At 72.0% G+C, this 25,586-nt stretch carries 15 protein-coding genes, 1 tRNA gene and 1 rRNA gene; 13 read left to right on the top strand and 4 right to left on the bottom strand.

Translation table 11 applies throughout. The features are described 5' to 3' along the window. From rrf to AB0411_RS26310, 3 genes are all read left to right on the top strand, one after another. Positions 1-91: ribosomal RNA gene (rrf, locus tag AB0411_RS26320) — 5S ribosomal RNA — on the top strand; the annotation flags it as partial. 116 nt (positions 92-207) lie between these two features. Beyond that, positions 208-885, top strand: coding sequence for a DegT/DnrJ/EryC1/StrS family aminotransferase (locus AB0411_RS26315; RefSeq protein ID WP_366419744.1), 678 nt, complete (start codon positions 208-210; stop codon positions 883-885). Positions 886-948: 63 nt separating this feature from the next. Then, a tRNA-Thr gene (locus tag AB0411_RS26310) sits at positions 949-1,024 on the top strand. A 227-nt stretch (positions 1,025-1,251) separates the two neighbouring features. Here AB0411_RS26310 and AB0411_RS26305 read toward each other — a convergent pair. Further along, a complete protein-coding gene (locus AB0411_RS26305; RefSeq protein ID WP_403151568.1) occupies positions 1,252-3,924 on the bottom strand; it encodes a SpoIIE family protein phosphatase in 2,673 nt (890 codons plus the stop codon). A 263-nt stretch (positions 3,925-4,187) separates the two neighbouring features. Between AB0411_RS26305 and AB0411_RS26300 the strand changes: the two genes are divergently transcribed. The 10 genes from AB0411_RS26300 (at position 4,188) to AB0411_RS26255 (ending at position 19,006) form a co-directional block, all read left to right on the top strand. Further along, a complete protein-coding gene (locus tag AB0411_RS26300; protein WP_366419742.1) occupies positions 4,188-9,701 on the top strand; it encodes a HAMP domain-containing protein in 5,514 nt (1,837 codons plus the stop codon). A gap of 255 nt (positions 9,702-9,956) precedes the next feature. Next, complete coding sequence (locus AB0411_RS26295; protein WP_018092947.1) at positions 9,957-10,616, top strand: response regulator; 660 nt, start codon at positions 9,957-9,959, stop codon at positions 10,614-10,616. 92 nt (positions 10,617-10,708) lie between these two features. Continuing rightward, positions 10,709-13,495, top strand: a complete 2,787-nt coding sequence (locus tag AB0411_RS26290) for a DNA translocase FtsK (RefSeq protein WP_366419741.1) — start codon at positions 10,709-10,711, stop codon at positions 13,493-13,495. 235 nt (positions 13,496-13,730) lie between these two features. Beyond that, complete coding sequence (locus tag AB0411_RS26285) at positions 13,731-14,537, top strand: helix-turn-helix domain-containing protein (protein ID WP_366419740.1); 807 nt, start codon at positions 13,731-13,733, stop codon at positions 14,535-14,537. Positions 14,538-14,641: 104 nt separating this feature from the next. Then, positions 14,642-16,153, top strand: coding sequence for a 30S ribosomal protein S12 methylthiotransferase RimO (gene rimO / locus AB0411_RS26280; protein WP_366419739.1), 1,512 nt, complete (start codon positions 14,642-14,644; stop codon positions 16,151-16,153). Beyond that, a complete protein-coding gene (gene pgsA / locus AB0411_RS26275; protein ID WP_366419738.1) occupies positions 16,150-16,791 on the top strand; it encodes a CDP-diacylglycerol--glycerol-3-phosphate 3-phosphatidyltransferase in 642 nt (213 codons plus the stop codon). Before rimO ends, pgsA begins: the two co-directional genes overlap by 4 nt. After that, on the top strand, positions 16,788-17,324 hold the full coding sequence (locus tag AB0411_RS26270; protein ID WP_366419737.1) for a CinA family protein: 537 nt from the start codon (positions 16,788-16,790) through the stop codon (positions 17,322-17,324). The genes pgsA and AB0411_RS26270 overlap by 4 nt, the downstream gene beginning before the upstream one ends. A 94-nt stretch (positions 17,325-17,418) precedes the next feature. Next, positions 17,419-17,802, top strand: coding sequence for a helix-turn-helix domain-containing protein (locus AB0411_RS26265; protein ID WP_086720541.1), 384 nt, complete (start codon positions 17,419-17,421; stop codon positions 17,800-17,802). A gap of 196 nt (positions 17,803-17,998) precedes the next feature. After that, complete coding sequence (locus AB0411_RS26260) at positions 17,999-18,469, top strand: Dps family protein (RefSeq protein WP_366419736.1); 471 nt, start codon at positions 17,999-18,001, stop codon at positions 18,467-18,469. Between the two features lie 186 nt (positions 18,470-18,655). Beyond that, positions 18,656-19,006 carry a hypothetical protein gene (locus AB0411_RS26255; protein ID WP_366419735.1) on the top strand — a complete coding sequence of 117 codons (351 nt, stop codon included), beginning with the start codon at positions 18,656-18,658 and terminating at the stop codon, positions 19,004-19,006. On the opposite strand, the gene AB0411_RS26250 is transcribed toward AB0411_RS26255, so the two are convergent. From AB0411_RS26250 to AB0411_RS26240, 3 genes are all read right to left on the bottom strand, one after another. Then, positions 18,954-19,730: an SDR family NAD(P)-dependent oxidoreductase gene (locus tag AB0411_RS26250; RefSeq protein ID WP_366419734.1), complete on the bottom strand. Its 777-nt coding sequence runs from the start codon at positions 19,728-19,730 to the stop codon at positions 18,954-18,956. The two genes, AB0411_RS26255 and AB0411_RS26250, sit on opposite strands and share 53 nt — an antisense overlap. Before the next feature lie 62 nt (positions 19,731-19,792). Further along, positions 19,793-20,644: an Fpg/Nei family DNA glycosylase gene (locus tag AB0411_RS26245; RefSeq protein WP_366419733.1), complete on the bottom strand. Its 852-nt coding sequence runs from the start codon at positions 20,642-20,644 to the stop codon at positions 19,793-19,795. A gap of 43 nt (positions 20,645-20,687) precedes the next feature. After that, positions 20,688-25,493 carry a DEAD/DEAH box helicase gene (locus AB0411_RS26240; RefSeq protein WP_366419732.1) on the bottom strand — a complete coding sequence of 1,602 codons (4,806 nt, stop codon included), beginning with the start codon at positions 25,491-25,493 and terminating at the stop codon, positions 20,688-20,690. Positions 25,494-25,586: the final 93 nt, after the last annotated feature.

Raw genomic sequence — 25,586 nt, 5'->3', positions numbered from 1 at the left:
GCCCGGTTACATTCCGAACCCGGAAGCTAAGCCTTTCAGCGCCGATGGTACTGCAGGGGGGACCCTGTGGGAGAGTAGGACGCCGCCGAACAATCATTCAGCTCCGGTCCCTGAACCCTTGTGGTTCAGGGACCGGAGCTTTTTTGTTCTGATTTTCGGGTGGTGGGCGTAACTCGACGTTCATCTCACCTGACCAGGATCCGTGGCATGCGGACAGTGGGAGCGCTCAAGTCGGCCGGCGTCAGTGCCGGTGATGAGGTCGTCGTGCCGGCGTACGGCAACGCCGAGGTGGCCCGGGCCGTGCTGGAGTTGGGCGCGGTGCCGGTGTTCGCCGATGTGGACATCGACAGTTACTGCCTGGACCCCGCCGCGGTGTCGGACGTGGTGACCAGTCAGACGGCCGCGGTCGTGGCGATCCACCGGTTCGGCCGGCGGGCGGATGCCGGCTGGATCCGTGAAGTGGGCCAGCGGCACGGGCTGTTGGTACTCGTCGAGGACGAGCCCGGGGCGGATCCCGAGGGCGCGGAGCTGCGGCGGGCGCATGCGTCGTACCTGGACGCCAGGCTCAGCGGTGTCCGGACGCCGACGCAGGCCGCTGGGCACACGTACGAGCAGTATGTGGTGCGGGTGCCGGGCAACGGGCGGCCGGACCGGGACGCGTTCGCGCGGGCGCTGCGGGCCAAGGGCGTGGCGTGCAAGGTGCCCGTCCTGGCTCCGGTGTACCGGATGCCGGGGCTGCGGCGGGATGTCTTTCTGCCGCAGACCGAGCGGGCGGTGGACGAGACGCTGGCGCTGCCCGTGCACGCGGGGATGTCGCGGCGGGAGCTCCACAAGATGGTCGGTGCGTGCAATGCGCTCGGGGGATTGCTGCAACCGGCCTTTTGAGCGAGCGGCGGTGGACGGTTCGAAACTGCCGCGGAGTTGGGGTAATATCTATTCCGCTGCCGCGCCCCAATAGCTCAGTCGGCAGAGCGTCTCCATGGTAAGGAGAAGGTCTACGGTTCGATTCCGTATTGGGGCTCCAGAGGAGAAAGGCCCCCGCCATATGGCGGGGGCCTTTGTCGTATGCGCATCCGTGGGTGAAGGCGGGGCGGCGGTGGGAATCGGGAGGGACATCGTCCGTGCCGTGGGCGGCTGTTGGGGACGAAGGCCGGGAGGGGCGTCAGGGGGCCGTGTGGCGCATGCCGGACAGTGAGGGCCGGGGGAGCGGCCGACGGGACCGTGAGGGGTCACGTGGGCCGCCCTGGGGCGTCAGCTCGCGGGGGCTTCGGGGACGCGCATGGCGAGGATGGCCATGTCGTCGGAGGCCGGTTCGGCGGCGAAGCGTTCCACGGCGCGCAGCACGCGGGCGGCGACGGCGCCGGCCGTCAGTCCCGTACAGGTGGTCAGGACGTCGGTGAGACCGTCGTCGCCGAGCATGCGGGTGCCCTCGCGGCGTTCGGTGACGCCGTCGGTGACGCACAGCAGGACATCGCCGGGGTCGAGGGTGACGTTCTGTTCGTAGAGCTCCAGATCGTCCATCACGCCGAGGAGCGGCTGGGGTTCGGCCGCGGGCTCCACGCTGCCGTCCTGGCGGAGCCGGAGCGGCAGGGGGTGACCGGCGCAGACGACCTTGAGGAGGGCGCTGCCGTCCTCCTGCGGCCAGAGTTCGCCGTAAAGGAGCGTCAGGAAGCGGCTGCGGGAGCCCTCGTCGAGGATGGCTGCGTTGAGCCGCTCCAGGACGGCGGGGCCGCCGAAGCCCTCACGGGCCAGCAGGCGCAGCGCGTGCCGGGCCAGGCCCGTGACGGCCGCGGCCTCCGGGCCGGTGCCGCAGACGTCGCCGATGGCGAAGCCGTAGGCGCCGTCGCGGATCGGGAAGAGGTCGTAGAAGTCGCCGCCGACCTCATTGCCCTCGCCGGCCGCGCGGTAGATGACCTCGACCTCGACACCGGGGATGTCGGGCAGCGGCTCCGGGGGGAGCAGGCTGCGCTGGAGCGACTGGCTGATGGCCGTGCGCTCGGAGTAGAGGCGGGCGTTGTCCAGGGCGAGGGCGGCCCGGCGGGAGAGGTCCTCGGCGAGTTCGAGGATCTCCTGGCGGAAGTGCTCCTCGGTGGGCTTGCCGAGGGTGAGCATGCCGATGACGCGGTTGCGGGCGACCAGCGGCAGGACGACGGTCTCGCCGCCGACCGCGGAGGCGGTGGCGAGCGTGGCGCCGGGGCCGGTGGAGGGCCGGGCGGAGTTGCCCAGGCCCAGGCTGCGCATGGAGGTGCGCAGGGCGGCGTCGTGCGCGGCGTCGCTGGGGGCCGTCCAGATGCGGGCACCCGGGGTGGGGACCGGCTCGGGCGGGTCGACCTTCATCAGCAGGGTCTTGAGGCCGTCGATCCGGTCCTCGTCCTCGTGCAGGACGTAGGAGAGCTCGGGCTCGGAGGTCTGGTCGGCGACGGTGTAGACGGCGCACCAGGTGGCGAGGGTGGGGACCGTCATCTGGGCCATCAGGGCCAGCGTCTGGTCGCGGTCGAGGGTGCCGGCCAGCAGGTCGGAGGCCTCGACGAGGAAGGAGAGGGAGCCGCGGCGCAGCTTTTCCAGCTCGGTGAGCCGGGCCCGCTCGACGGCGAGGGCGATGCGGTCGGCGGCGAACTGGAGCCGCAGTGCCTCTTCGTTCGTATAGCGTCCCGCGCCCTCCGCGGCTACGCCGAGCGAGCCGGTCAGCCGGCCCTCGACCTTGAGCGGGACGGTGACGACCGAGCGCATGCCCGTGCCGCTGAGGAGGGGGACGGCGCCGGGGACGGCGGTGAGGTCTTCGTGGACGGCGGGCATCCGGGCGGAGCCGTAGCGTCCGGAGCCGGCCTCGACGGGGACGCGGGCGAACCGCTGGCGGGCGGAGGGCAGGCCCGTGGAGGCCCGGACCTCCAGCTCGGTCTCGTCGTCGGTGGCCAGGAGGAGGTAGGCGGCGTCGCCGTCGAGCATGTCGCGGGCGCGCTCGACGGTGCGCTGGAGCAGGCCGTCGAGGTCGTCGGGGGCCGGGGAGCCGATGAAGACCTCGAACGGGTCGGAGGAGCGGCCCTCCGACTGGGCGGCCTGGGTGGCGGAGTCCGGCGCCGGGGTGCGCTGGGGGCTCTGCAGGATCGCGCGTTCGTGGTCGCGCACCAGCAGGCAGACCGTGGAGGCCTCGCCGTCGGCGTCGCGGACGCGCAGGTGGGAGGCGTAGACGGGGACGACCCGGCCGTCGGAGCCGCGGATGCCGTAGGAGCCCTCCCAGCGGGAGAGCTGGAGCGCCTCGACGATGCCGGTGCCGGTCCCCGGGGTGTGCGGCCAGGCGGCGAAGTCGGTGAGCGGCTTGCCGATGACCTGCTCGGGGTCGTAGGCGAAGAGGTCCTGTGCGTCCTCGTTCCAGAAGCTGATGCAGCCGCCGCGGTCGATCTGGATCACGGCGACCCGGACGCGGGTCTCGGCGACCGGGAGGGCGTCCACCGGGAGGGCGGGGCCCGCGGAGCGGGTGCCGGCCGGGCGCTCGGGCAGGTCGAGCTGGAACCACACGTGCTTTTGTGCGGCGGTGTACTCGACGCCCCAGCGGGTGGCGAGCGCGCCGCACAGCAGCAGGCCGCGGCCGCCCTCACGGTCCGGGTGGACGACGACCTGGCCGGCGTTCTGGAGCGGGATCTCCCGTTCGGGGTAGCGGTCGGCGACGGAGATCCGTACGCCGTCGTCGTTGCGCAGGCACAGCACGTCGGCGGCGGTGCCGGCGTGCACCACGGCGTTGGTGACCAGCTCGCTGGTCAGCACGACGGCGTCGTCGACGATGTCCGCGCAGCCCCAGCCCTGGAGGGTGTCGCGGACGAATGCACGGGCAGTGGCGACCGAGCGCCCGACCGGCTCGAATGTTGCGGCGGCCCGCGCGGTGATCACTGGTCTCCTCATGCGTGTGTCGGTGATCTGCTCCCCCATGGTCGCGGCGCCCCTCCGAATAAACCTGTTGTGCGTGACCCCCGCCCGTGCTCCATGGCCGGGGCGGGTGGACAGCCGTATGCCAGGTTACTTACCTTCGCCGCACCCGAGGATGCCGGTCACGTGTGTTTCCGCCCCAATCGTGCACCGGGACGGTGTGCGATGCTGCCGAACTGTTATGGCCTGGTTGAGCCATGGTGAAACACTGGGCAAGTATCAAGAGAAAGCCCGGGTAGAACGGTCGACCCTGCGGGAGGGACACGGTGGAGTCTGGCGCAGCGGCGCGGGGCGCAAGCACGCGCGCGAAAGGCGGACGATCCCGGAACAACGGGACGACCGAGGTGGATACGGCTGCGCTGAATCGGCTGCTGGTCGCTCTGGTTGCCATGCGGGACGGGAACTTCCGCAAGCGGCTCACGGTTTCCGGCGACGGCGTCATGTCGGAGATCGCGGCGGTCTTCAACGAGGTCGCGGACCGCAATCTGCATCTCACGGGCGAGCTGGCGCGGGTGCGCCGGGTCGTCGGGCGTGAGGGAAAACTCACGGAGCGGCTGGAGGTCGGCGCCGCCGAGGGCTCCTGGGCCGCGGCCATCGACGCGTCGAACGCGCTGGTCGACGACCTCGTACGGCCCGTCTCAGAAGTGGGACGGGTGCTGTCGGCGGTGTCCGAGGGCGACCTCGAGCAGCGGATGGATCTGCGGTCGCGCAGTTCGGACAGCTCTTCGGAGCACCCTCTGCGGGGTGAATTCCTGAAGGTCGGCCGGACGGTCAACGGGCTGGTGGACCAGCTCTCCGCGTTCACCGACGAGGTCACCAGAGTGGCCAGTGAGGTCGGTACGGAGGGCAAGCTCGGCGGGCAGGCCCGGGTGCGCGGAATGTCGGGTTCATGGAAGGACCTGACGGAATCCGTCAACACCATGGCGTCCCGGCTGACGGCGCAGGTCCGTGACATTGCTCTCGTCACCACCGCGGTGGCGAAGGGCGATCTGTCGCGCAAGGTGACCGTCCATGTCGCCGGCGAGATGCTGGAGCTGAAGAACACCGTCAACACGATGGTCGACCAGCTCTCCTCCTTCGCCTCCGAGGTGACGCGGGTCGCCCGCGAGGTCGGCACGGAGGGCGAGCTCGGCGGCCAGGCGCAGGTCCCCGGCGTCGCCGGCGTGTGGAAGGACCTGACGGACTCCGTCAACCTCATGGCCGGCAACCTCACCGCGCAGGTGCGCGGGATCGCGCAGGTCACCACCGCCGTCGCGAACGGCGACCTGTCGCAGAAGGTGACCGTCAGCGCACGCGGCGAGGTCGCGCAGCTGGCCGACACGATCAACACCATGACCGAGACGCTGCGCACCTTCGCGGACGAAGTGACGCGGGTGGCGAACGAGGTCGGCGCCGAGGGCCAGCTCGGCGGGCAGGCGCAGGTGCCGGGCGCGGCCGGCACGTGGAAGGACCTCACCGATTCGGTGAACACCGCCTTCCGCAACCTGACCGCGCAGGTGCGGGACATCGCGCAGGTGACGACGGCGGTCGCCAACGGCGACCTCTCCCAGACGGTCACCGTCGATGTCGCCGGTGAAATGCTGGAGTTGAAGAACACCGTCAACACGATGGTGGGCCAGCTGTCGTCGTTCGGCGCCGAAGTGACGCGCGTCGCGCGGGAGATCGGCGTCGAGGGCGAGCTGGGCGGCCAGGCCGCGGTGCCCGGGGCGGCGGGAACGTGGAAGGACCTCACGGACTCCGTGAACACCGCCTTCCGCAACCTCACCGGGCAGGTGCGCAACATCGCACAGGTGACGACGGCGGTCGCCAACGGCGACCTGTCGCAGAAGGTCACCGTCGATGTCTCCGGCGAGATGCTCCAGCTGAAGAACACCGTGAACACCATGGTGGACCAGCTGTCCTCGTTCGCCGACCAGGTCACCCGGATGGCCAGGGACGTGGGCACCGAGGGCCGGCTGGGCGGCCAGGCCCGGGTGGACGGCGTCAGCGGCACCTGGAAGGAACTGACCGACTCCGTCAACTTCATGGCGGGGAACCTGACTTCCCAGGTGCGGCAGATCGCGCAGGTGACGACGGCGGTCGCCCGGGGTGACCTGTCCCAGAAGATCGACGTGGACGCGCGCGGCGAGATCCTGGAGCTGAAGAACACCATCAACACGATGGTCGACCAGCTCTCCGCCTTTGCCGAGCAGGTCACCCGGGTCGCCCGGGAGGTCGGCACGGACGGCCGGCTGGGCGGCCAGGCGCAGGTGCCGGGCGTCGCGGGCGTCTGGCGCGATCTGACCGACTCCGTGAACGGCATGGCCGGCAACCTCACGGCCCAGGTCCGCAACATCGCACAGGTCGCCACGGCGGTCGCGCGCGGTGACCTGTCGCAGAAGATCGACGTGGATGCCCGGGGCGAGATCCTGGAGCTGAAGAACACCCTGAACACCATGGTCGACCAGCTCTCCTCGTTCGCGGAGCAGGTCACCCGGGTCGCCCGCGAGGTGGGCACCGAGGGCATCCTGGGCGGCCAGGCAGAGGTGCAGGGCGTCAGCGGTACCTGGAAGGACCTCACCCAGTCCGTCAACTTCATGGCGAACAACCTCACCTCGCAGGTGCGCAACATCGCCGAGGTGACGACCGCGGTGGCCCGCGGCGACCTGTCCAAGAAGATCACCGTCGATGCCAAGGGCGAGATCCTCGAACTGGTCACGACCGTCAACACGATGGTCGACCAGCTGTCGTCGTTCGCCGAGCAGGTGACCCGGGTGGCCCGCGAGGTGGGCACCGAGGGCCAGTTGGGCGGCCAGGCGCGGGTGCCGGGCGCCACCGGCATCTGGCTGGACCTCAGCGACAACGTCAACCTGATGGCCAACAACCTGACCATCCAGGTGCGCAACATCTCCCAGGTCTCGGCGGCGGTCGCCAACGGGGACCTGACCAAGAAGGTCACGGTCGAGGCGCGCGGCGAGGTCGCGCAGCTCGCCGACACGGTCAACACGATGGTCACCACGCTGTCGTCGTTCGCCGACGAGGTCACCCGGGTGGCCCGTGAGGTGGGCACCGACGGCATCCTGGGCGGTCAGGCCCGCGTCCCCGGCGTCGCCGGTACGTGGAAGGACCTCACCGAGTCCGTGAACTCGATGGCCAACAACCTGACCGGCCAGGTCCGCAACATCGCGATGGTCACCACCGCCATCGCCAAGGGCGATCTGACCAAGAAGATCGACATCGATGCGCGCGGCGAGATCCTGGCGCTGAAGACCACCATCAACACCATGGTCGACCAGCTGTCGTCCTTCGCGGAGCAGGTCACCAGAGTGGCCCGCGAGGTGGGTACGGAAGGCCAGCTGGGCGGTCAGGCGCAGGTGCGCGGCGTGGCCGGAACCTGGCGGGACCTGACCGAGTCGGTGAACGAGATGGCCGGCAACCTGACCCGTCAGGTGCGTGCCATCGCCGCGGTCGCCGCGGCGGTCACCCTCGGCGACCACAACGTCCGGATCGACGTGGACGCGGCCGGCGAGATCCTGGAGCTCCAGGACAACGTCAACACCATGATCTCCACGCTCCGCGAGACCACCCTCGCCAACGAGGAACAGGACTGGCTCAAGGGCAACCTCGCCCGGATCTCCGGTCTGATGCAGGGCCGCCGCGACCTCAAGGACGTCGCCACGCTCATCATGAGCGAGCTGTCGCCCGCGGTCTCCGCCCAGCACGGCGCCTTCTTCCTCGCGGCGCAGCCCGACAGCCAGGAGATCGGCGCGGACGGCGGCGAGGCCGGGGCGTACGAGCTGCGGCTGATGGGCTCGTACGGCTACGCCATGGGCGGGATGCCGACGACCTTCAAGCCCGGCGAGACGCTGATCGGCACGGCCGCCGAGGAGGGGCGCACCATCCTGGTGGAGAACGTCCCGTCCGGCTATCTCAAGATCGCCTCCGGGCTGGGCGAGGCGCCGCCGGCGAACGTGATCGTGCTGCCGGTGCTGTTCGAGGACAAGGTGCTCGGCGTGATCGAGCTGGCGTCCTTCCAGCCGTTCACCCAGATCCAGAAGGACTTCCTCAGCCAGATCGCCGAGATGATCGCGACCAGCGTCAACACCATCTCGGTGAACACCAAGACCGAGGTGCTGCTCAAGCAGTCGCAGGAGCTGACCGAGCAGCTCAAGGAGCGCTCGGCCGAGCTGGAGAGCCGGCAGAAGGCGCTGGAGCTGTCCAACACGGAGCTGGAGGAGAAGGCCGAGCAGCTGCGGGCGCAGAACCGCGACATCGAGGTGAAGAACACCGAGATCGAGGAGGCGCGGCAGGTCCTGGAGGAGCGCGCCGAGCAGCTCGCGGTCTCCATGCGCTACAAGTCGGAGTTCCTGGCGAACATGTCGCACGAGCTGCGCACACCGCTGAACTCCCTGCTGATTCTGGCCAAGTTGCTGGCCGACAACGCCGAGGGGAACCTCTCCCCGAAGCAGGTCGAATTCGCCGAAACCATCCACGGCGCCGGCAGCGACCTGCTCCAGCTGATCAACGACATCCTGGACCTGTCCAAGGTCGAGGCCGGCAAGATGGACGTCAGCCCGACGCGGATCGCGCTGGTCCAGCTCGTCGACTATGTGGAGGCGACGTTCCGGCCGCTGACCGCGGAGAAGGGACTCGACTTCTCCGTACGGGTCTCCCCGGAGCTGCCGGCCACGCTGCACACCGATGAGCAGCGCCTGCTGCAGGTGCTGCGCAACCTGCTGTCCAACGCGGTGAAGTTCACCGACAGCGGCGCCGTCGAGCTGGTGATCCGGCCGGCCGGCGCGGATGTCCCGGTGGCCATCAGGGAGCAGCTGCTGGAGCACGGTTCGCTGCGCGACCCGGACGCGGACATGATCGCGTTCTCGGTGACCGACACCGGCATCGGCATCGCGTCGAGCAAGATGCGGGTCATCTTCGAGGCGTTCAAGCAGGCGGACGGCACGACCAGCCGCAAATACGGCGGTACGGGCCTGGGCCTGTCCATCAGCCGGGAGATCGCCCGGCTGCTGGGCGGCGAGATCCACGCCGCGAGCGAGCCCAACCGCGGCTCGACGTTCACGCTCTACCTCCCGCACAACCCGGGCGGGCTGCCGCCGCAGGGCTACCCGCAGCTGGTGGCCGGGGGGATCGCGATGGACGCGGAGGCGCGCGAGACGGAGGTCGGGCGCCAGGAGGCCGAGGAGCAGCCGGAGCACGAGCAGGGCTCCAGCCTCAACCGGCGCCGCCGCCGGGCGGTTTCGGGCCCTGGACGCCGCTTCGAGCTGCCGGGGCGCCCGCCGGCCGCGGCGCCGCCCCAGATGCCTCAGGCGCCGGCACAGGCGCCGCAGCCGGCCCCGCAGCAGCCTGCCGAGGAGCCCTGGATCGGCAACGGCCAGGATCTGGTGGATCCCGCTTTCGAGGGCGGTTTCCACGGCGAGAAGGTGCTGATCGTCGACGACGACATCCGCAACGTCTTCGCGCTCACCAGCGTCCTGGAACAGCACGGCCTGTCGGTGCTGTACGCGGAGAACGGGCGCGAGGGCATCGAGGTGCTGGAGCAGCACGACGACATCGTGCTGGTCCTGATGGACATCATGATGCCGGAGATGGACGGCTATGCGACCACGGCGGCGATCCGCCGGATGCCGCAGTTCGCCGGACTGCCCATCATCGCGCTGACCGCGAAGGCGATGAAGGGCGACCGGGAGAAGAGCATCGACTCAGGCGCCTCCGACTACGTGACCAAGCCGGTGGATACCGATCATCTGTTGTCGGTCATGGAGCAATGGATGCGCGCGGAGTGAGGGAGCGTCCAGTATGGAGGCGTAAGAGGATCATCGCGTGCTGACTCAGTGTTGCCGTGGACGTGTGGAAGCGCAGGATTCGGGGAACCTTCTGGTCCCTGTCTGCGTTTCTGCTACGTGCACAGTGACATCGCGGTGACAGGGTGTGGCGACAGGCGGGGTGCAGCTACCATGACCGGCACAAGGACGGGCGGCGTGACGGAGTCGTCCCCTGGGGCGGCGTCCGGTTCCATGCCGGGGCGAGGAGGACGGGCCATGGTGCAGAAGGCCAAGATCCTCCTGGTCGATGACCGGCCGGAGAATCTGCTGGCGCTGGAGGCGATCCTCTCTGCGCTCGATCAGACACTGGTGCGGGCATCGTCCGGGGAGGAAGCGCTCAAAGCACTGCTCACGGACGATTTCGCGGTGATTCTGCTCGATGTGCAGATGCCGGGCATGGACGGTTTCGAGACCGCCGCGCATATCAAGCGGCGGGAGCGCACCCGCGACATCCCGATCATCTTCCTCACGGCCATCAACCACGGCCCGCACCACACCTTCCGCGGGTACGCGGCCGGCGCGGTGGACTACATCTCCAAGCCGTTCGACCCCTGGGTGCTGCGCGCCAAGGTCTCGGTGTTCGTCGAGCTGTACATGAAGAACTGCCAACTGCGGGAGCAGGCCTCCCTGCTGAGGCTGCAGCTGGAGGGCGGGCGGCCGAGCGCCGACGAGGCGCGGGAGTCCGCGGGGCTGCTCGCCGAGCTCTCCGCGCGGCTGGCCGCGGTCGAGGAACAGGCCGAGGCGCTCTCCAAGCAGCTGGACGAGACGGCGGATGCGGCGGCGGTCGCCACGGCGGCCCATCTGGAACGCAAACTGACCGGTCTGCGCCGGGCGCTGGATGCTCTGGAACCGGGGTCGGGCAGCGCCGCGGGGTGACTGACGCCCTTTCATGAGGCCGATGCGCGACACGTTCGGGTGAAGCGCCGTGCGCTCGTGTGATGTCCGCCTTCGCCTGTAATCTCGTCGCCATGGCCTCACGTACGTCCGGCAAGGGAACCCAGAGCACGGCGGGCCCCTCGAAGCAGCGCGCCGGACGGACCGCGGGCGCCGCCAAGAAGACCGCCGCCAAGAAGGCGCCCGCCAAGCCGCCGGTCAAGAAGACCGCGGCCGCGAAGAAGGCACCGGCCAAGAGGGCCCCTGCCAAGAAGGCTCCGGCCAAGAAGGCCGCGCCCCGACCGGCGCCGTCACCCACCGGCGGTCTCTACCGCCTCGTCCGTGCCTGCTGGCTCGGGGTGGCGCACGCCATCGGGGCGGTGTTCCGCGGCATGGGCCGCGGCGCGAAGAACCTCGACCCGGCGCACCGCAAGGACGGGCTGGCGCTGCTGCTGCTCGGCCTGGCGCTGGTCATCGCGGCCGGTACGTGGTCCAACCTCAGCGGCCCGGTCGGCGACCTCGTCGAGCTGCTGGTGACCGGGGCGTTCGGCCGGCTCGACCTGGTCGTGCCGATACTGCTGGGCGGCATCGCGATCCGCCTCATCCGGCACCCCGAGCGGCCGGAGGCCAACGGCCGGATCGTCATCGGGCTGTCCGCACTCGTCGTCGGTGTGCTGGGGCAGGTCGCCATGGCGTGCGGCTCGCCGGGCCGGGACGACGGCCTGGCCGCCATACAGGACGCGGGCGGCTACCTCGGGTGGGTCGCGTCCAAGCCGCTGATCTTCACCGTGGGGCAGACCCTGGCCGTGGCGCTGCTGGCGCTGGTGACCCTCTTCGGGCTGCTGGTGGTCACCGCGACGCCGGTGAACGCCATCCCGCAGCGGCTGCGGGCGCTCGGCATCCGGCTGGGCGTGGTGGCGCCCGCGGAGCCCGAGGAGTTCTTCGACGAGTTCGAGGACGCCGCGGAGGAGTGGCGCGAGCAGCCGGCCCGTGCACCGCGCCGCCGCGCCGCCGCGCCGGCCGCGAGCGACCCCGACGCGATAGAGGAGGCGGCCCTGGCCCAACGGCGCCGCCCGCGCCGGTCCTCCGTACAACCCGACGCCGACCGGCCGATGGACGCGGTGGACGTCGCCGCGGCGGCCGCGGCGGCGCTGGACGGCGCGGTGCTGCACGGCGTGCAGCCCTCCCCGCTCGTCGCCGGGCTCAGCAGCAGCATCTCCGGGGAGCGCCGGGGGAACGACGGCGAGGACACCGCGGGGGAGAGCGGTACGGTGCCGCCGGCCCGCGGGGCGGAGCCCAAGCCGTCCGCGACCGAGGACACCCCGTCCGTACCGGACTTCACCAAGGCGCCGCCGGAGCCGTCCGGCGCGCTGCCGGCCCGCGCCGAGCAGCTCCAGCTGGCCGGCGACATCACCTACTCGCTGCCCTCGCTGGACCTGCTCTCGCGCGGCGGTCCCGGCAAGACCCGCAGCGCCGCCAACGACGCCATAGTGACCGCGCTGACCACGGTCTTCCAGGAGTTCAAGGTCGATGCGGCGGTCACCGGGTTCACCCGCGGCCCGACCGTCACCCGCTACGAGGTCGAGCTCGGCCCGGCGGTCAAGGTCGAGAAGATCACCGCGCTGGCCAAGAACATCGCCTACGCCGTGGCCAGCCCCGACGTCCGGATCATCAGCCCGATCCCCGGCAAGTCCGCGGTCGGCATCGAGATCCCCAACACCGACCGCGAGATGGTCAACCTCGGCGATGTGCTGCGGCTGGCCGACGCCGCGGGCGACGAGCACCCGATGCTGGTGGCGCTCGGCAAGGACGTCGAGGGCGGCTACGTCATGGCCAACATGACGAAGATGCCGCACGTCCTGGTGGCCGGTGCCACCGGATCCGGAAAGTCCTCCTGCATCAACTGCCTGATCACCTCGGTCATGGTGCGGGCCACGCCGGAGGACGTCCGGATGGTGCTGGTCGACCCCAAGCGCGTCGAGCTGACCGCGTATGAGGGCATCCCGCACCTGATCACGCCGATCATCACCAACCCCAAGCGGGCCGCCGAGGCGCTGCAGTGGGTGGTGCGCGAGATGGACCTGCGCTACGACGACCTCGCGGCCTACGGCTTCCGGCACATCGACGACTTCAACGAGGCGGTGCGCAGCGGCAAGGTCAGCTCGCCCGAGGGCAGCGAGCGGGAGCTGGCGCCGTACCCGTATCTGCTGGTGATCGTCGACGAGCTGGCGGACCTGATGATGGTCGCCCCGCGCGACGTGGAGGACTCCATCGTCCGCATCACCCAGCTCGCCCGCGCGGCGGGCATCCATCTGGTGCTCGCCACCCAGCGCCCCTCCGTCGACGTGGTCACCGGCCTGATCAAGGCCAATGTGCCCTCCCGGCTCGCGTTCGCCACCTCCTCGCTCGCCGACAGCCGGGTCATCCTCGACCAGCCGGGTGCCGAGAAGCTGATCGGCAAGGGCGACGGGCTGTTCCTGCCGATGGGGGCCAACAAGCCGGTCCGCATGCAGGGCGCGTTCGTGACCGAGGAAGAGGTCGCGGCGGTCGTCCAGCACTGCAAGGACCAGATGGCGCCGGTCTTCCGCGACGACGTCACGGTCGGCACGGCGAAGAAGAAGGAGATCGACGAGGACATCGGCGATGACCTCGACCTGCTGTGCCAGGCCGCTGAGCTGGTGGTTTCCACCCAGTTCGGGTCGACGTCGATGCTCCAGCGCAAGCTGCGGGTGGGCTTTGCGAAGGCCGGCCGGCTGATGGACCTGATGGAGTCGCGCAACATCGTCGGGCCGAGCGAGGGGTCCAAGGCTCGTGACGTTCTTGTGAAGCCTGATGAGCTGGATGGAGTGCTGGCGGTGATCCGGGGGGAGGCTACGGAGTAGCACAGACATCCGGGTCGCACGGACGAGAGAAGAAGGCAACCGTTTCGCCTGCCGAGACGTCAAGTTGAGGGAGATGAGGGAACGATGCTCCACCATCGAGCCCCAGGGCACCGCCGACGGCGTCTTGACGGCGTTCCGATGGCGTACAAACGCCGCTCTCCCGCTTGCCCGACCCTTTCGCTCCACCCCTAGACTGAACTTCCAGCAGGTGGCTACACGCTCGAAAGGCGCCCCCGTGTCCATCGGCAACTCCCCCGAAGCAGACCGGCCTTCCGTCGGTGCTGCCCTCCAGAAGGCCCGTATCGGAGCGGGACTGACCGTCGAAGAGGTCAGTACGACGACACGGGTGCGCATCCCCATCGTGCACGCGATCGAGCAGGACGACTTCTCCCGCTGCGGCGGCGACGTCTACGCCCGGGGGCACATCCGGGCGCTCGCCCGCGCCGTCTCCCTCGATCCCGGACCGCTGATCGACCAGTTCGACGCCGAGCACGGCGGACGGCCCGCGCCGACCCCCGCCGCACCGCTCTACGAGGCCGAGCGGATCCGCTCCGAGCCGCGCCGCCCCAATTGGACCGCGGCGATGGTCGCGGCGATCGTCGCGGTGGTCGGGTTCGTGGGCTTCACGCTCTTCACGGGCGGCGACAAGAGCGACGACGGCCCGATCGCGGCCCGCGACGCCAACGCGAAGCCGGCGCCGGCGCCCACCCGCCACCCCTCGACCATCAAGCCGCCCGTCAAGCCCGATCCCTCCGACAGCGCCGTCGCCGGACTGCCGAAGGACAAGGTCACGATCAAGGTGACCGCCCGTGACGGCCAGAGCTGGGTCTCCGCCAAGGACGCCAACGGCAAGCTCCTGGAGGACGGGCTGCTCAAGAAGGGCGAGTCCAAGACCATCACCGACAAGGAACGCATCGACCTGGTCCTCGGGAACGCCGGAGCCGTACAGCTGTACGTCAACGGCAAGGAGGTCAAGAAGGTCGGCGACAAGGGCACGGTGGAGCGGCTGAGCTATACGCCGGGTGACCCCCAGGCGGGCTGAGAACCGGTTCGCCGGGGGCGTGTGCCGCTCGGTCCGGGCCCCCGGGGCGGGCTGCGGAGACCTGCGCGCCAAGGGGGTGGCCCGGACAAAGTAGGCTGAGCCCCATGCCCGAACGCCGTACCGTCGCCCTCGTCACTCTTGGCTGCGCCCGTAACGAGGTGGACTCGGAGGAGCTCGCAGGCCGCCTGGCAGCGGACGGCTGGGACCTCGTCGAGGAAGCCGCCGATGCCGATGTCGCCGTCGTCAACACCTGTGGATTCGTCGAGGCCGCGAAGAAGGACTCCGTCGACGCCCTGCTGGAAGCCAACGATCTGAAGGATCACGGCAGAACCCAGGCCGTGGTGGCCGTCGGCTGCATGGCCGAGCGCTACGGCAAGGAGCTCGCCGAGGCGCTGCCCGAGGCCGACGGCGTGCTCGGCTTCGACGACTACAGCAGCATCTCCGACCGCCTGCAGACCATCCTCAACGGCGGCATCCACGCCGCCCACACCCCGCGCGACCGCCGCAAGCTGCTGCCGATCAGCCCGGCCGAGCGCCAGGCCTCCGCCGGTGTCGCGCTGCCCGGCCACGCCCAGACCGGAGCCGACGAGCCGGCTGCGCCGGCGGCCCCGCCCGAGGACCTGCCGGAGGGCGTCGCGCCCGCCTCCGGGCCGCGCGCGCCGCTGCGCCGCCGGCTCGGCAGCAGCCCCGTGGCCTCGGTGAAGCTGGCCTCCGGCTGCGACCGGCGCTGCTCGTTCTGCGCGATCCCGTCCTTCCGCGGCTCCTTCATCTCGCGCCGGCCCTCCGACGTGCTCGGCGAGACCCGCTGGCTGGCCGGGGAGGGCGTCAAGGAGATCATGCTGGTCTCCGAGAACAACACCTCCTACGGCAAGGACCTCGGCGACATCCGGCTGCTGGAGACGCTGCTGCCGGAGCTGGCGGCCGTCGACGGCATCGAGCGGATCCGGGTCAGCTACCTGCAGCCCGCCGAGATGCGCCCCGGCCTGATCGACGTCCTGACCGGCACCGACAAGGTCGCGCCCTACTTCGACCTGTCCTTCCAGCACTCGGCGCCCGGTGTGCTGCGCTCCATGCGGCGCTTCGGCGGCACCGACAGCTTCCTGGGGCTGCTGGAGACGATCCGGACGAAGGCGCCGCAGGCCGGTGCCCGCTCCAACTTCATCGTCGGCTTCCCCGGGGAGAGCGAGAGCGACCTCGCGGAGCTGGAGCGCTTCCTCACCGAGGCGCGGCTGGATGCCATCGGCGTCTTCGGCTACTCCGACGAGGACGGCACCGAGGCCGCGTCGTACGGGGACAAGGTCGATCCGGACGTGGTCGCCGAGCGGCTGGCGCGGGTCTCGCGGCTGGCCGAGGAGCTGACCGCGCAGCGCGCCGAGGAGCGGATCGGCGAGACGCTGCGGGTGCTGGTCGACCGGACCGACGACGAGGACGGCATCGTCGGGCGGGCCGCCCACCAGGCGCCGGAGACCGACGGCGTCACCCTGCTGTCGACCGACCAGGAGCTGGCGCCCGGTCGTATGGTCGAAGCAAAGGTGGTCGCGAGCGAAGGCGTGGATCTCGTCGCGGAGGTGCTGTCGGTGGAGGGCACGGGGTGTACCGAGGAGGCGGCCAGATGAGCGGAGTCCCGGCTTCCGCAACCGGCGGCCCGCGCTCGGCGCCGGCCGTCCGGCAGGCCGGGCTGTGGAACATCGCCAACCTCCTGACGATGTTGCGGCTGGTGCTGGTCCCGGCCTTCGTGCTGCTGCTGATGCACGACAACGGAACGGACCCCGTCTGGCGCGTCTTCGCCTGGGCCGCCTTCGCCGTCGCCATGATCACCGATGTCTTCGACGGGCATCTGGCGCGCACGTACAACCTGGTCACCGACTTCGGCAAGATCGCGGACCCGATCGCGGACAAGGCGATCATGGGCGCGGCGCTGATCTGTCTGTCGGTGCTGGGCGATCTGTCCTGGTGGGTGACCGGCGTGATCCTCTTCCGGGAGCTCGGCATCACGCTGATGCGGTTCTGGGTGATCAAGCACGGGGTCATTCCGGCCAGCCGGGGCGGCAAAATCAAGACATTGGCGCAGGGCACCGCCGTGGGCATGTACGTCCTGGTGCTGACCGGGCCGCTGGCGACCTTCCGCTGGTGGGTGATGGCGGTGGCCGTCGCGCTGACCGTGGTCACCGGTCTCGACTACGTCCGGCAGGCCGTGGTGCTGCGCCGGGCCGGGCTGGCCCGGGAGCGCGCCGAGCGGGACGCGGCCCGGTGAACGGGCTGGGTTCTGCCGCGGCCGGGGCGCTGGAGCTGCTCGCCGGGCGCGGTCAGAGCCTGGCGGTGGCCGAATCGCTGACCGGCGGACTGGTGGCGGGCGCACTGACCGCCGTCCCCGGGGCCTCACGGGTCGTGCGCGGCTCGGTCACGGCGTACGCCACCGACCTCAAGCGGGAGGTGCTGGGCGTGGACGGCGCCCTGCTGGCCGCGCGCGGGGCCGTGGACGGCGAGGTCGCGCGGCAGATGGCGAGCGGTGTGCGGCGGGTGCTGGGTGCCGACTGGGGCATCGCCACCACGGGGGTGGCCGGCCCCGATCCCCAGGACGGATACCCGGTGGGCACGGTTTTCGTGGCGGTTCAGGGGCCGGGCGGTACCGGGCGGGTGCGGCGGCTGGCGCTGGAGGGCGACCGTGACCGGATCCGGCTGGACACCATTGACGCCGTGCTCGCAATGCTGTTGAGCGAACTGACAGAAAATACGCGGGCACAGGATACGGAACAACACGGGGGGAATGGATGTTTGCAGCCCTGAGTGAACACGTACTTGCACCCCGCACGCCCACAGCCCGAGGCGGTACGGTGGGGCGAGAAGGATCCGGATCCGAGGTCCGAGGAGGGAGCCAGCGATGATTCTGCTTCGTCGCCTGCTGGGTGACGTGCTGCGCCGACAGCGTCAGCGCCAGGGCCGAACCCTGCGCGAGGTCTCTTCCTCCGCCCGGGTATCGCTCGGCTATTTGTCCGAGGTGGAGAGGGGGCAGAAGGAGGCGTCCTCCGAACTGCTCTCGTCGATCTGTGACGCGCTGGACGTGCGCATGTCCGAGCTCATGCGGGAGGTCAGCGACGAGCTGGCACTCGCCGAGCTGGCAGCGTCCGCGGCCGCGAGCGACCCGGTGCCCGCACCGGTGCGGCCGAAGCTCAATTCGGTGTCCGTCACGTCCCTGGCCGGAGTGCCGGAGGAGCGCGTGACCATCAAGTCCCCGGCCGACGTCGTGGATGTCGTCGCGGCCTGACACCCCTTTCGTACGCAGCAGAGCCCCGGCGGGCAGCAGCCCGCCGGGGCTCTGTGCTGCCGGGCGCGGGCCGCGCCGCGCGGCGGCCCCGGTGTTCCCGGGGCGGTGCCCGGCCGGACCGTCCGGGCGGCTCGGACAGGCGATTCATTTGTACGATGGCTAAATCGGATATATCGCCTGAATCAGGAGTGTCTGCATGTCTGTCGTCAAGAGCACACTGTCCGACGAAGACCGCGGCGTCGTCGGGGCCGCTCTGCAGGGCGCGCTCGTCGACCTGGTGGACCTCTCCCTCGTCGCGAAGCAGGTGCACTGGAACGTCGTCGGGCCCCGCTTCCGCTCCGTGCACCTCCAGCTCGACGAGGTGGTCGCCACCGCACGGCAGCATGCCGACACGGTGGCCGAGCGGGCGTCGGCGATCGGGGTGTCGCCCGACGGGCGGGCCGTCACCGTCGCCAAGACCAGCGGCATCAGCGAGATCACGGACGGCTGGATCAAGGACGGCGACGTGGTGCGGGCGATGGTGGAGGCGCTGAGCGCGGTCATCGGCCGGATGCGCGAGCGGATCACCGCCACCGCGGATCCGGACCCGGTCAGCCAGGACATCTTCATCGGGCTGACCGCCGACCTGGAGAAGCACCACTGGATGTTCCAGGCCGAGGCCCACTGACCGGCCGCGGCGCCCGCTGAGGCCCGGTACGCGGCGTGCCCGCCCGGTCGGCGGCGGCCGGTGCGGGGGCTCGCGGCGGCGCGGTCCGTTCCGGGGCTTGCGGGGCCGGCCGCACGCCGGAAATGCCCCGGTGCGCCCTCCCGCCGGGCGGCGGGGCCCGTCTAGCGTCGGCCGGAGGAGGCAGCCATGGGGTGGCGTGATGTCGCGGCCGGCGGGGCGAACGGCCGCCGTCCGCGGGCCGTACCGGGCCGCTGGATATCCCGGGCCGTCGTCGGGGTGCTGTGGTGGTGGGCCGCGCTCCGGCTGGTGGTCTGGCCGCAGTCGGCGGGGGTGGTCGAGGGGGTGGTGGCGCTCGGCGGCTGGGGCCTGAGCCTGCTGCCGGTGCACTGTGTTCCGCGGACGGACGGGGACGGCGGCTGGCGCCGGGCCGTGGTCCGGACGGTCCGGGGGGTGCGCGGGGCGCGGGGGGTCTGCGGGGCGGTCCTCACCAGGGCATGGCGACGCCGCCGTTCGGGCGGAGGATCTGGCCGGTCATGAAGGACGAGGCGTCCGACGCGAGGTACAGCACCGTGTGCGCGATGTCCTCCGGCTCGCCGACCCGGCCCAGCGGGGACATCCGGATCATCGGCCCCTCCGCCTGCTGCTGCGCCTGTGCGGTGTGGCGCTCGGTCATCGGCGTACGGACCCAGCCCGGGGCGACGGCGTTGACGCGGATGCCGTGCCGGCCCACTTCCGTGGCCAGGGTCCTGGTCAGCTGGACGACGGCCGCCTTGGCGGCGCCGTAGCAGAGCAGGCCGGGGGCGCCGGTGTCGATCGCGCCGGACGCCATGTTCACCAGGGAGCCCGCGGCGGCGGTGGCGATCATTGCGCGGGCGGCCTCCTGGCAGCCGTACAGCACGCCCTTGAAGTTGGTGGCCCAGACCCGGTCCAGGTCCTCGTCCGCGGTCTCCAGGACGGGGGAGGAGTGCATGATCCCGGCGATGTTCGCCATCACGTCGAGCCGGCCGGTGGCGTCGCGGGCGGCGTCGACGACGGCGGCGATCTCCTCGCGCCGGGTGACGTCGAGGCGGTGGGCGTGCGCCGAGCCCCCGGCGGCGGTGATCGCCGCGGCGGTCGCCTCGACGCCGTGCTCGTCGAGGTCGGCGCAGTGGACGGTGGCCCCGGCCTCGGCGAGAAGGACGGCGGTGGCGCGGCCGATGCCGCCTGCCGCGCCCGTGACGATCGCGGTGCGGCCCGTGAGGTCGTACGCCGTGAAGGGCATGGGGCGAGGGTAGGGAGAGGTCTGACGGTGCGTCAATTAGTGGGACGTGAGGCGCCGCTCGCTCAGTCGGCGGGCCGGGTGTCCGGCGGGCCGGGGGCGGGCTGGCAGGCGGGGCACCAGTAGGTGACGCGGTCCTGGGCGGCGGGATCCTGGTCGGCCGAGCGGATTGCTGTGCCGCAGCGCAGACAGGGGTGGCCGGCCCGGCCGTAGACCCACAGTCTGCGGTCGGGGCGGCCTCTCCCGCCGCCCTCGAAGGGGCCGGGCCGATGCCCCCAGGGGGTGGTGCTGCGGGCGGGGCGGAGCTTGTTGGCTTCGAGGAGCTTCTTGGCGAGTGCGGGCAGGCGCTCGGGCCGGGGCAGCCGGCCCACGGGGAGCCAGGGGGAGGCGCGCAGCAGGAAGCAGAGCTCGGACTTGTAGACGTTGCCGATGCCGGCGAGATTGCGCTGGTCGAGCAGGGCCTCGCCGAGGGCCCGCTCCGGGGCGGAGAGCAGCCGGTCGAGGGCCTGTGCCGGGTCCCAGTCGGGGCCGAGGAGATCGGGGCCCAGGTGGCCGACGACCCGGGACTCGTCGGTGGTGCGCAGCAGGTCGAGAACGGGGAGGCGGTAGCCGACGGCGGTGTGCTCCACGGTGCCGAGGATCGCCCGGATCTGGTGGGCCGGACCGCCGCGCCAGCGCTCGTCCGGGGCGTAGACCTGCCAGGCGCCGTCCATCCGCAGATGGGAGTGGAGGGTGAGGCCGCCCTCGAAGCGGGTGAGGAGGTGCTTGCCGCGGGGGACCACGTCCAGCACCTCGCGGCCGGTCAGGTCCACCGTCGCGAGCCGGGGGACGCGCAGGTCGCAGCGGGTCAGCGGCCGGCCGGCCAGCGCCTCGCCGAGCCGCCGGGCCACGCGCCAGACGGTGTCGCCTTCGGGCATGCCACCATCATGCCCGGCGGGGGTGGGCGGCCGCTGATTCCCCTCACCCGCGCAGTCGCAGCCCCCTCGGGGTCGGATGGAAGCCGGCGGACTCCAGGGTGGTGGCGTAGGGAGAGGTGAGCGCGGAGGTGCCGTTGATGCGTTCGGTGGTGATGGTGCCCAGGGCGCCGGCGCGGGCGGCATCCGTGAGGGCCTCGACGGCGAGGCGGAGGCGGGGGTCCGCGGCGGCCGGGGCCGGGTCGTCGCCGAGCGGCCAGATGAGCAGGGTCTTGCCGCCGCGCTCCATATAGAGCGTCAGCTCGCCGTCGACGAGGACGACCAGGGAGCCCGCCTTGCGGCCAGGCTTGTGGGTCGAGCCCTCGGGCGGTTCGGGCCAGGACAGGGCGGCGCCGTAGGCGTTCGCCGGGTCGGCGGCGGCCAGCACGAGCGCGCGCTGCGGGCCGTCGCGCCGGGACCGCGGCGGGCCGCCGTCGGGCAGGGCGTCCTCGGTGGTGCGCTCGCGCTGGGTGCTGACCGCGCGCAGCCGGTCCACCGCGCCGTCCATCGCGAACTGGGCGGCGCCCAGCCCCTCGACCACATAGCCGCGCCGGGCCTGGCCGGACTCCTCGAAGGCGGCCAGCACGCGGTACGCGGCGGAGAAGCCGCCCTCGACGCCCTCGGCGGCGACCGCGCCGCGGGTGACGATGCCGTGCCGGTCCAGGAGGGTGCGGGCCAGGGCGTGGGCCCGGTGGGTGGGTTCCGGTTCGGCGGCGGGCAGCAGCGACCAGCGGCCGCCCACGGTCGGCGGGCCGGAGCGGGAGGCGGTGGGGCGGCCGGCGCGGCCCGCTGCCGCGGTCAGCGAGCCGTATCGGCCGCGGGGGGCGGCCCGGCGGGCGCGATGCGCGGTCGAGCCGGCCGTGCGGCCCGAGCCCAGGAGGGCGCGCAGCGGGGCCAGGGTGTCGTTGGTGAGCCGGCCCGACCAGGCCAGGTCCCACAGGGCGTCGGCGAGCTGGGAGTCGGTGGCCTCGGGGTGGGTGGTGGCGCGGACCTGGTCGGCGAGCTGGCGGAAGAACAGGCCGTATCCGGGGGCGAGGGCGGTCAGCAACGACTCGTGCAGCGCGGTGAGTTCCAGCGGGAGGGGCTGCGGCAGCAGGAGCGGGGCGGTGTCGGCGAGGTACAGGGAGAGCCAGCCGTCCTTGCCGGGGAGCGCGCCGGCGCCGGCCCACACCACCTCGCCGGTGGCGGTGAGTTCGTCCAGCAGGGCGGGGGTGTAACCGCCGACGCGGGAGGGCAGCACCAGCTTCTCCAGGGCGGAGGCGGGCACGGGGGCGCCCTGGAGCTGCTCGACGGCGCGCACCAGACCGTCGATCCCGCGCAGGCTGTGCGACGAGCCGCCGAGCGGGGCGGGCACTCCGCTCGCCGGAGCCGGCCGGGGAGCGCCGAGGTGCTGCCACTGCGGGAGGAAGGCGGCGAGCGCGGCGGGCGGCACCGGCTCCAGCTCCTCGCGCAGCGCGGCGAGCGAGCGGCGGCGCAGCCTGCGCAGCACCTGGGCGTCGCACCACTCCTGGCCGATGCCCGCGGGGTGGAACTCCCCCTGGACGACCCGGCCGGCCGCGGCGAGCAGATGCAGCGCGCCGTCGGTGACGGCCGTGCCGAGCCCGAAGCGGGCGGCGGCCTGCTCGGAGGTGAACGGGCCGTGGGTGCGGGCGTAGCGGGACAGCAGGTCGCCCAGCGGGTCCTTGACCGGTTCCGTGAACGACTCGGGGACGCCGACCGGCAGGGCCGTGCCCAGGGCGTCGCGGAGCCGGCCGGCGTCCTCGACGGCGGCCCAGTGGTCCTTCCCGGCGATCCGCACCGACAGGGCCCGGCGGGCGGCGGCCAGCTCCCGGGGCCAGGCCGGATCCGCGCCGCGCTCGGCCAGCTCGGCGTCGGTCAGCGGCCCGAGCAGCCGCAGGACGTCGGCGACGCCCTCGACGTCCTTGACCCGCCGGTCGTCCGTGCGCCACTGCAGCTCGCGCTCCAGCTCGGCCAGCACCTCGGCGTCCAGCAGCTCGCGCAGCTCGGCCTGGCCCAGCAGCTCGGCCAGCAGCCGGGAATCCAGGGAGAGGGCGGCGGCGCGGCGCTCGGCGAGCGGGGAGTCGCCCTCGTACAGGAACTGGGCGACATAGCCGAACAGGAGCGAGCGGGCGAACGGGGACGGCTCGGGGGTGGTGACCTCCACGAGCCGGACCCGGCGGGCCTCGATGTCCCCCATCAGCTCCGACAGGCCCGGTACGTCGAAGACGTCCTGGAGGCATTCGCGGACGGCCTCCAGCACGATCGGGAAGGAGCCGAACTCGCTCGCCACCTGGAGCAGCTGGGCGGCGCGCTGCCGCTGCTGCCACAGCGGGGTGCGCTTGCCGGGGCTGCGGCGCGGCAGCAGCAGGGCCCGGGCGGCGCACTCCCGGAACCGGGAGGCGAACAGCGCGGAGCCGCCCACCTGGTCCGTGACGATCTGGTCGACCTCGCCGTGCTCGAAGGCGACATCGGCCGCCCCCACGGGGGACTGCTCGGGGTCGTACTCCGTGCCGCGGGCGGCCGGGCCCGGGCCGGCGGCCGGATCGAAACCGCCGTCGCCGTCCAGGAGGTCGAGGCCCAGCAGATCGGCGTCCGGCAGCCGCAGCACGATGCCGTCGTCGGCGTGCATCACCTGGGCGTCCATGCCGTAGCGCTCGGCGAGGCGGGCGCCGAGGGCCAGCGCCCACGGCGCGTGGACCTGGGCGCCGAAGGGGGAGTGGATGACCACCCGCCAGTCGCCGAGCTCGTCACGGAACCGCTCCACGACGATCGTGCGGTCGTCGGGGACATGGCCGCAGGCCTGCTTCTGCTCGGCGAGGTAGCTCAGCACATTGGCGCACGCCCAGTCGTCCAGCCCGGCGGCGGACAGCCGGGACCGGGCGTCCGCTGGGCCGAGGGCGCCCAGTTCGCGCAGGAACGCGCCGAGCGCACGGCCGAGTTCGAGGGGACGGCCCAGTTGGTCGCCCTTCCAGAAGGGCAGCCGTCCCGGTACGCCGGGGGCGGGGGTGACCAGCACCCGGTCGCGGGTGATGTCCTCGATGCGCCAGGAGGTCGTGCCGAGCGTGAAGACATCGCCGACGCGGGACTCGTAGACCATCTCCTCGTCGAGCTCGCCCACCCGTCGCCCGCCACCCCCCTTGCCGGAGTCGCCGCCCGCCAGGAACACCCCGAACAGGCCGCGGTCGGGGATCGTGCCGCCGGAGGTGACGGCCAGCCGCTGGGCGCCGGGGCGGCCCGTGACGGTCTGCGCGACCCGGTCCCACACCAGGCGCGGCCGCAGCTCGGCGAAGGCGTCGGAGGGATAGCGGCCGGCGAGCATGTCCAGCACGGCCGTGAACGCCGACTCGGGGAGCCCGGCGAACGGGGCCGCCCGCCGGACGACGGCCAGCAGCTCCTCGATGTCCCAGGTGTCCATCGCGGCCATGGCGACGAGCTGCTGGGCGAGGACGTCCAGCGGATTGGCCGGCACCCGCAGCGCCTCGATGGCGCCCGAGCGCATCCGCTCGGTGACCACGGCGGCCTGCACCAGATCGCCGCGGTACTTGGGGAAGACGACGCCCGTCGAGACCGCGCCGACCTGATGGCCGGCCCGGCCCACCCGCTGCAGCCCGGAGGCGACCGACGGGGGCGACTCCACCTGGACGACCAGATCGACCGCGCCCATGTCGATGCCCAGCTCCAGGCTGGAGGTGGCGACCACCGCGGGCAGCCGGCCCGCCTTCAGGTCCTCCTCCACCTGGGCGCGTTGCTCCTTGGACACCGAGCCGTGGTGGGCGCGGGCCAGCACCGGCGGGGCACCCCTGGCGGCCCCGGAGCCGCCCATCAGCTCCGCGGGGGAGTGGTGCTCGGACAGCTCCACGACGGAGTCGCCGCCCTCCGTCCCGGCCGCCGCGGAGCGTTCGCAGGCGATCTCGTTGAGGCGGTTGCACAGCCGCTCGGCCAGCCGGCGGGAGTTGGCGAAGACGATCGTGGAGCGGTGCTCCTGGACCAGGTCGGCGATCTTCTCCTCGACCTGCGGCCAGATGGACGGCTTCTCGCCGGTCCCGCCCTCCTGGACCGGTGAGCCGCCCAGCTCGCCCATGTCCTCCACCGGGACGACCACCGAGAGGTCGAAGCGCTTCCCGGACGGCGGCTGGACGATCTCCACCCGGCGCCGCGGCGACAGATAGCGCGCCACCTCCTCCACCGGGCGGACCGTCGCGGACAGCCCGATCCGGCGGGCCGGGCGGTCCAGGAGCTCGTCCAGCCGCTCCAGGGACAGCGCCAGATGCGCGCCGCGCTTCGTGCCGGCCACGGCGTGGACCTCGTCGACGATCACCGTCTCGACGCCGGCCAGCGCCTCCCTGGCCGAGGACGTCAGCATCAGGAACAGCGACTCGGGGGTCGTGATGAGGATGTCCGGCGGGCGGGTGGCGATCGACCGCCGCTCGGCGGGCGGGGTGTCGCCGGAACGGATGGCGACCTTGATCTCCGGCTCCGGCAGCCCGAGCCGGACCGATTCCTGCCGGATGCCCGTCAGCGGACTGCGCAGATTGCGCTCGACATCGACGGCCAGCGCCTTCATCGGGGAGACGTACAGCACCCGGCAGCGCTTCTTCGGCTCGGCGGGCGGCGGAGTGCTCGCCAGCGCGTCCAGGGACGCGAGGAAGGCGGCGAGGGTCTTGCCGGAGCCCGTCGGCGCCACCACCAGGACGTCGGAGCCCGCGCCGATCGCCCGCCAGGCCCCCTCCTGCGCGGCGGTGGGCGCGCTGAACGCCCCGGTGAACCAACCACGGGTCGCGGGAGAGAACGAGTCGAGCGCTGCCTGGGCCATGTCCTCCATCGTGCACCGGACCACTGACAACGCGGCCGCCGCGCGCCCGGCCGCCCGCCGCCGGCCGCCGCGCGCCCGGCCGCCCGCTGCCCG

The sequence above is a fragment of the Streptomyces angustmyceticus genome (assembly GCF_040701845.1).
Lineage (GTDB): Bacteria > Actinomycetota > Actinomycetes > Streptomycetales > Streptomycetaceae > Streptomyces > Streptomyces angustmyceticus_A.
Note: the sequence above shows the minus strand (reverse complement) of the source record. Positions and strands in the feature narration are given on the sequence as shown.

Bases quoted from the DNA above. Each gene is read 5' to 3' on its own strand.
- AB0411_RS26315 (WP_366419744.1), top strand. From the start codon at position 208: ATGCGGACAGTGGGAGCGCTCAAGTCGGCCGGCGTCAGTGCCGGTGAT.
- AB0411_RS26305 (WP_403151568.1), bottom strand. From the start codon at position 3,924: ATGGGGGAGCAGATCACCGACACACGCATGAGGAGACCAGTGATCACC.
- AB0411_RS26295 (WP_018092947.1), top strand. From the start codon at position 9,957: ATGGTGCAGAAGGCCAAGATCCTCCTGGTCGATGACCGGCCGGAGAAT.
- AB0411_RS26290 (WP_366419741.1), top strand. From the start codon at position 10,709: ATGGCCTCACGTACGTCCGGCAAGGGAACCCAGAGCACGGCGGGCCCC.
- rimO (WP_366419739.1), top strand. From the start codon at position 14,642: ATGCCCGAACGCCGTACCGTCGCCCTCGTCACTCTTGGCTGCGCCCGT.
- pgsA (WP_366419738.1), top strand. From the start codon at position 16,150: ATGAGCGGAGTCCCGGCTTCCGCAACCGGCGGCCCGCGCTCGGCGCCG.
- AB0411_RS26265 (WP_086720541.1), top strand. From the start codon at position 17,419: ATGATTCTGCTTCGTCGCCTGCTGGGTGACGTGCTGCGCCGACAGCGT.
- AB0411_RS26260 (WP_366419736.1), top strand. From the start codon at position 17,999: ATGTCTGTCGTCAAGAGCACACTGTCCGACGAAGACCGCGGCGTCGTC.
- AB0411_RS26255 (WP_366419735.1), top strand. From the start codon at position 18,656: ATGGGGTGGCGTGATGTCGCGGCCGGCGGGGCGAACGGCCGCCGTCCG.
- AB0411_RS26250 (WP_366419734.1), bottom strand. From the start codon at position 19,730: ATGCCCTTCACGGCGTACGACCTCACGGGCCGCACCGCGATCGTCACG.
- AB0411_RS26245 (WP_366419733.1), bottom strand. From the start codon at position 20,644: ATGCCCGAAGGCGACACCGTCTGGCGCGTGGCCCGGCGGCTCGGCGAG.
- AB0411_RS26240 (WP_366419732.1), bottom strand. From the start codon at position 25,493: ATGGCCCAGGCAGCGCTCGACTCGTTCTCTCCCGCGACCCGTGGTTGG.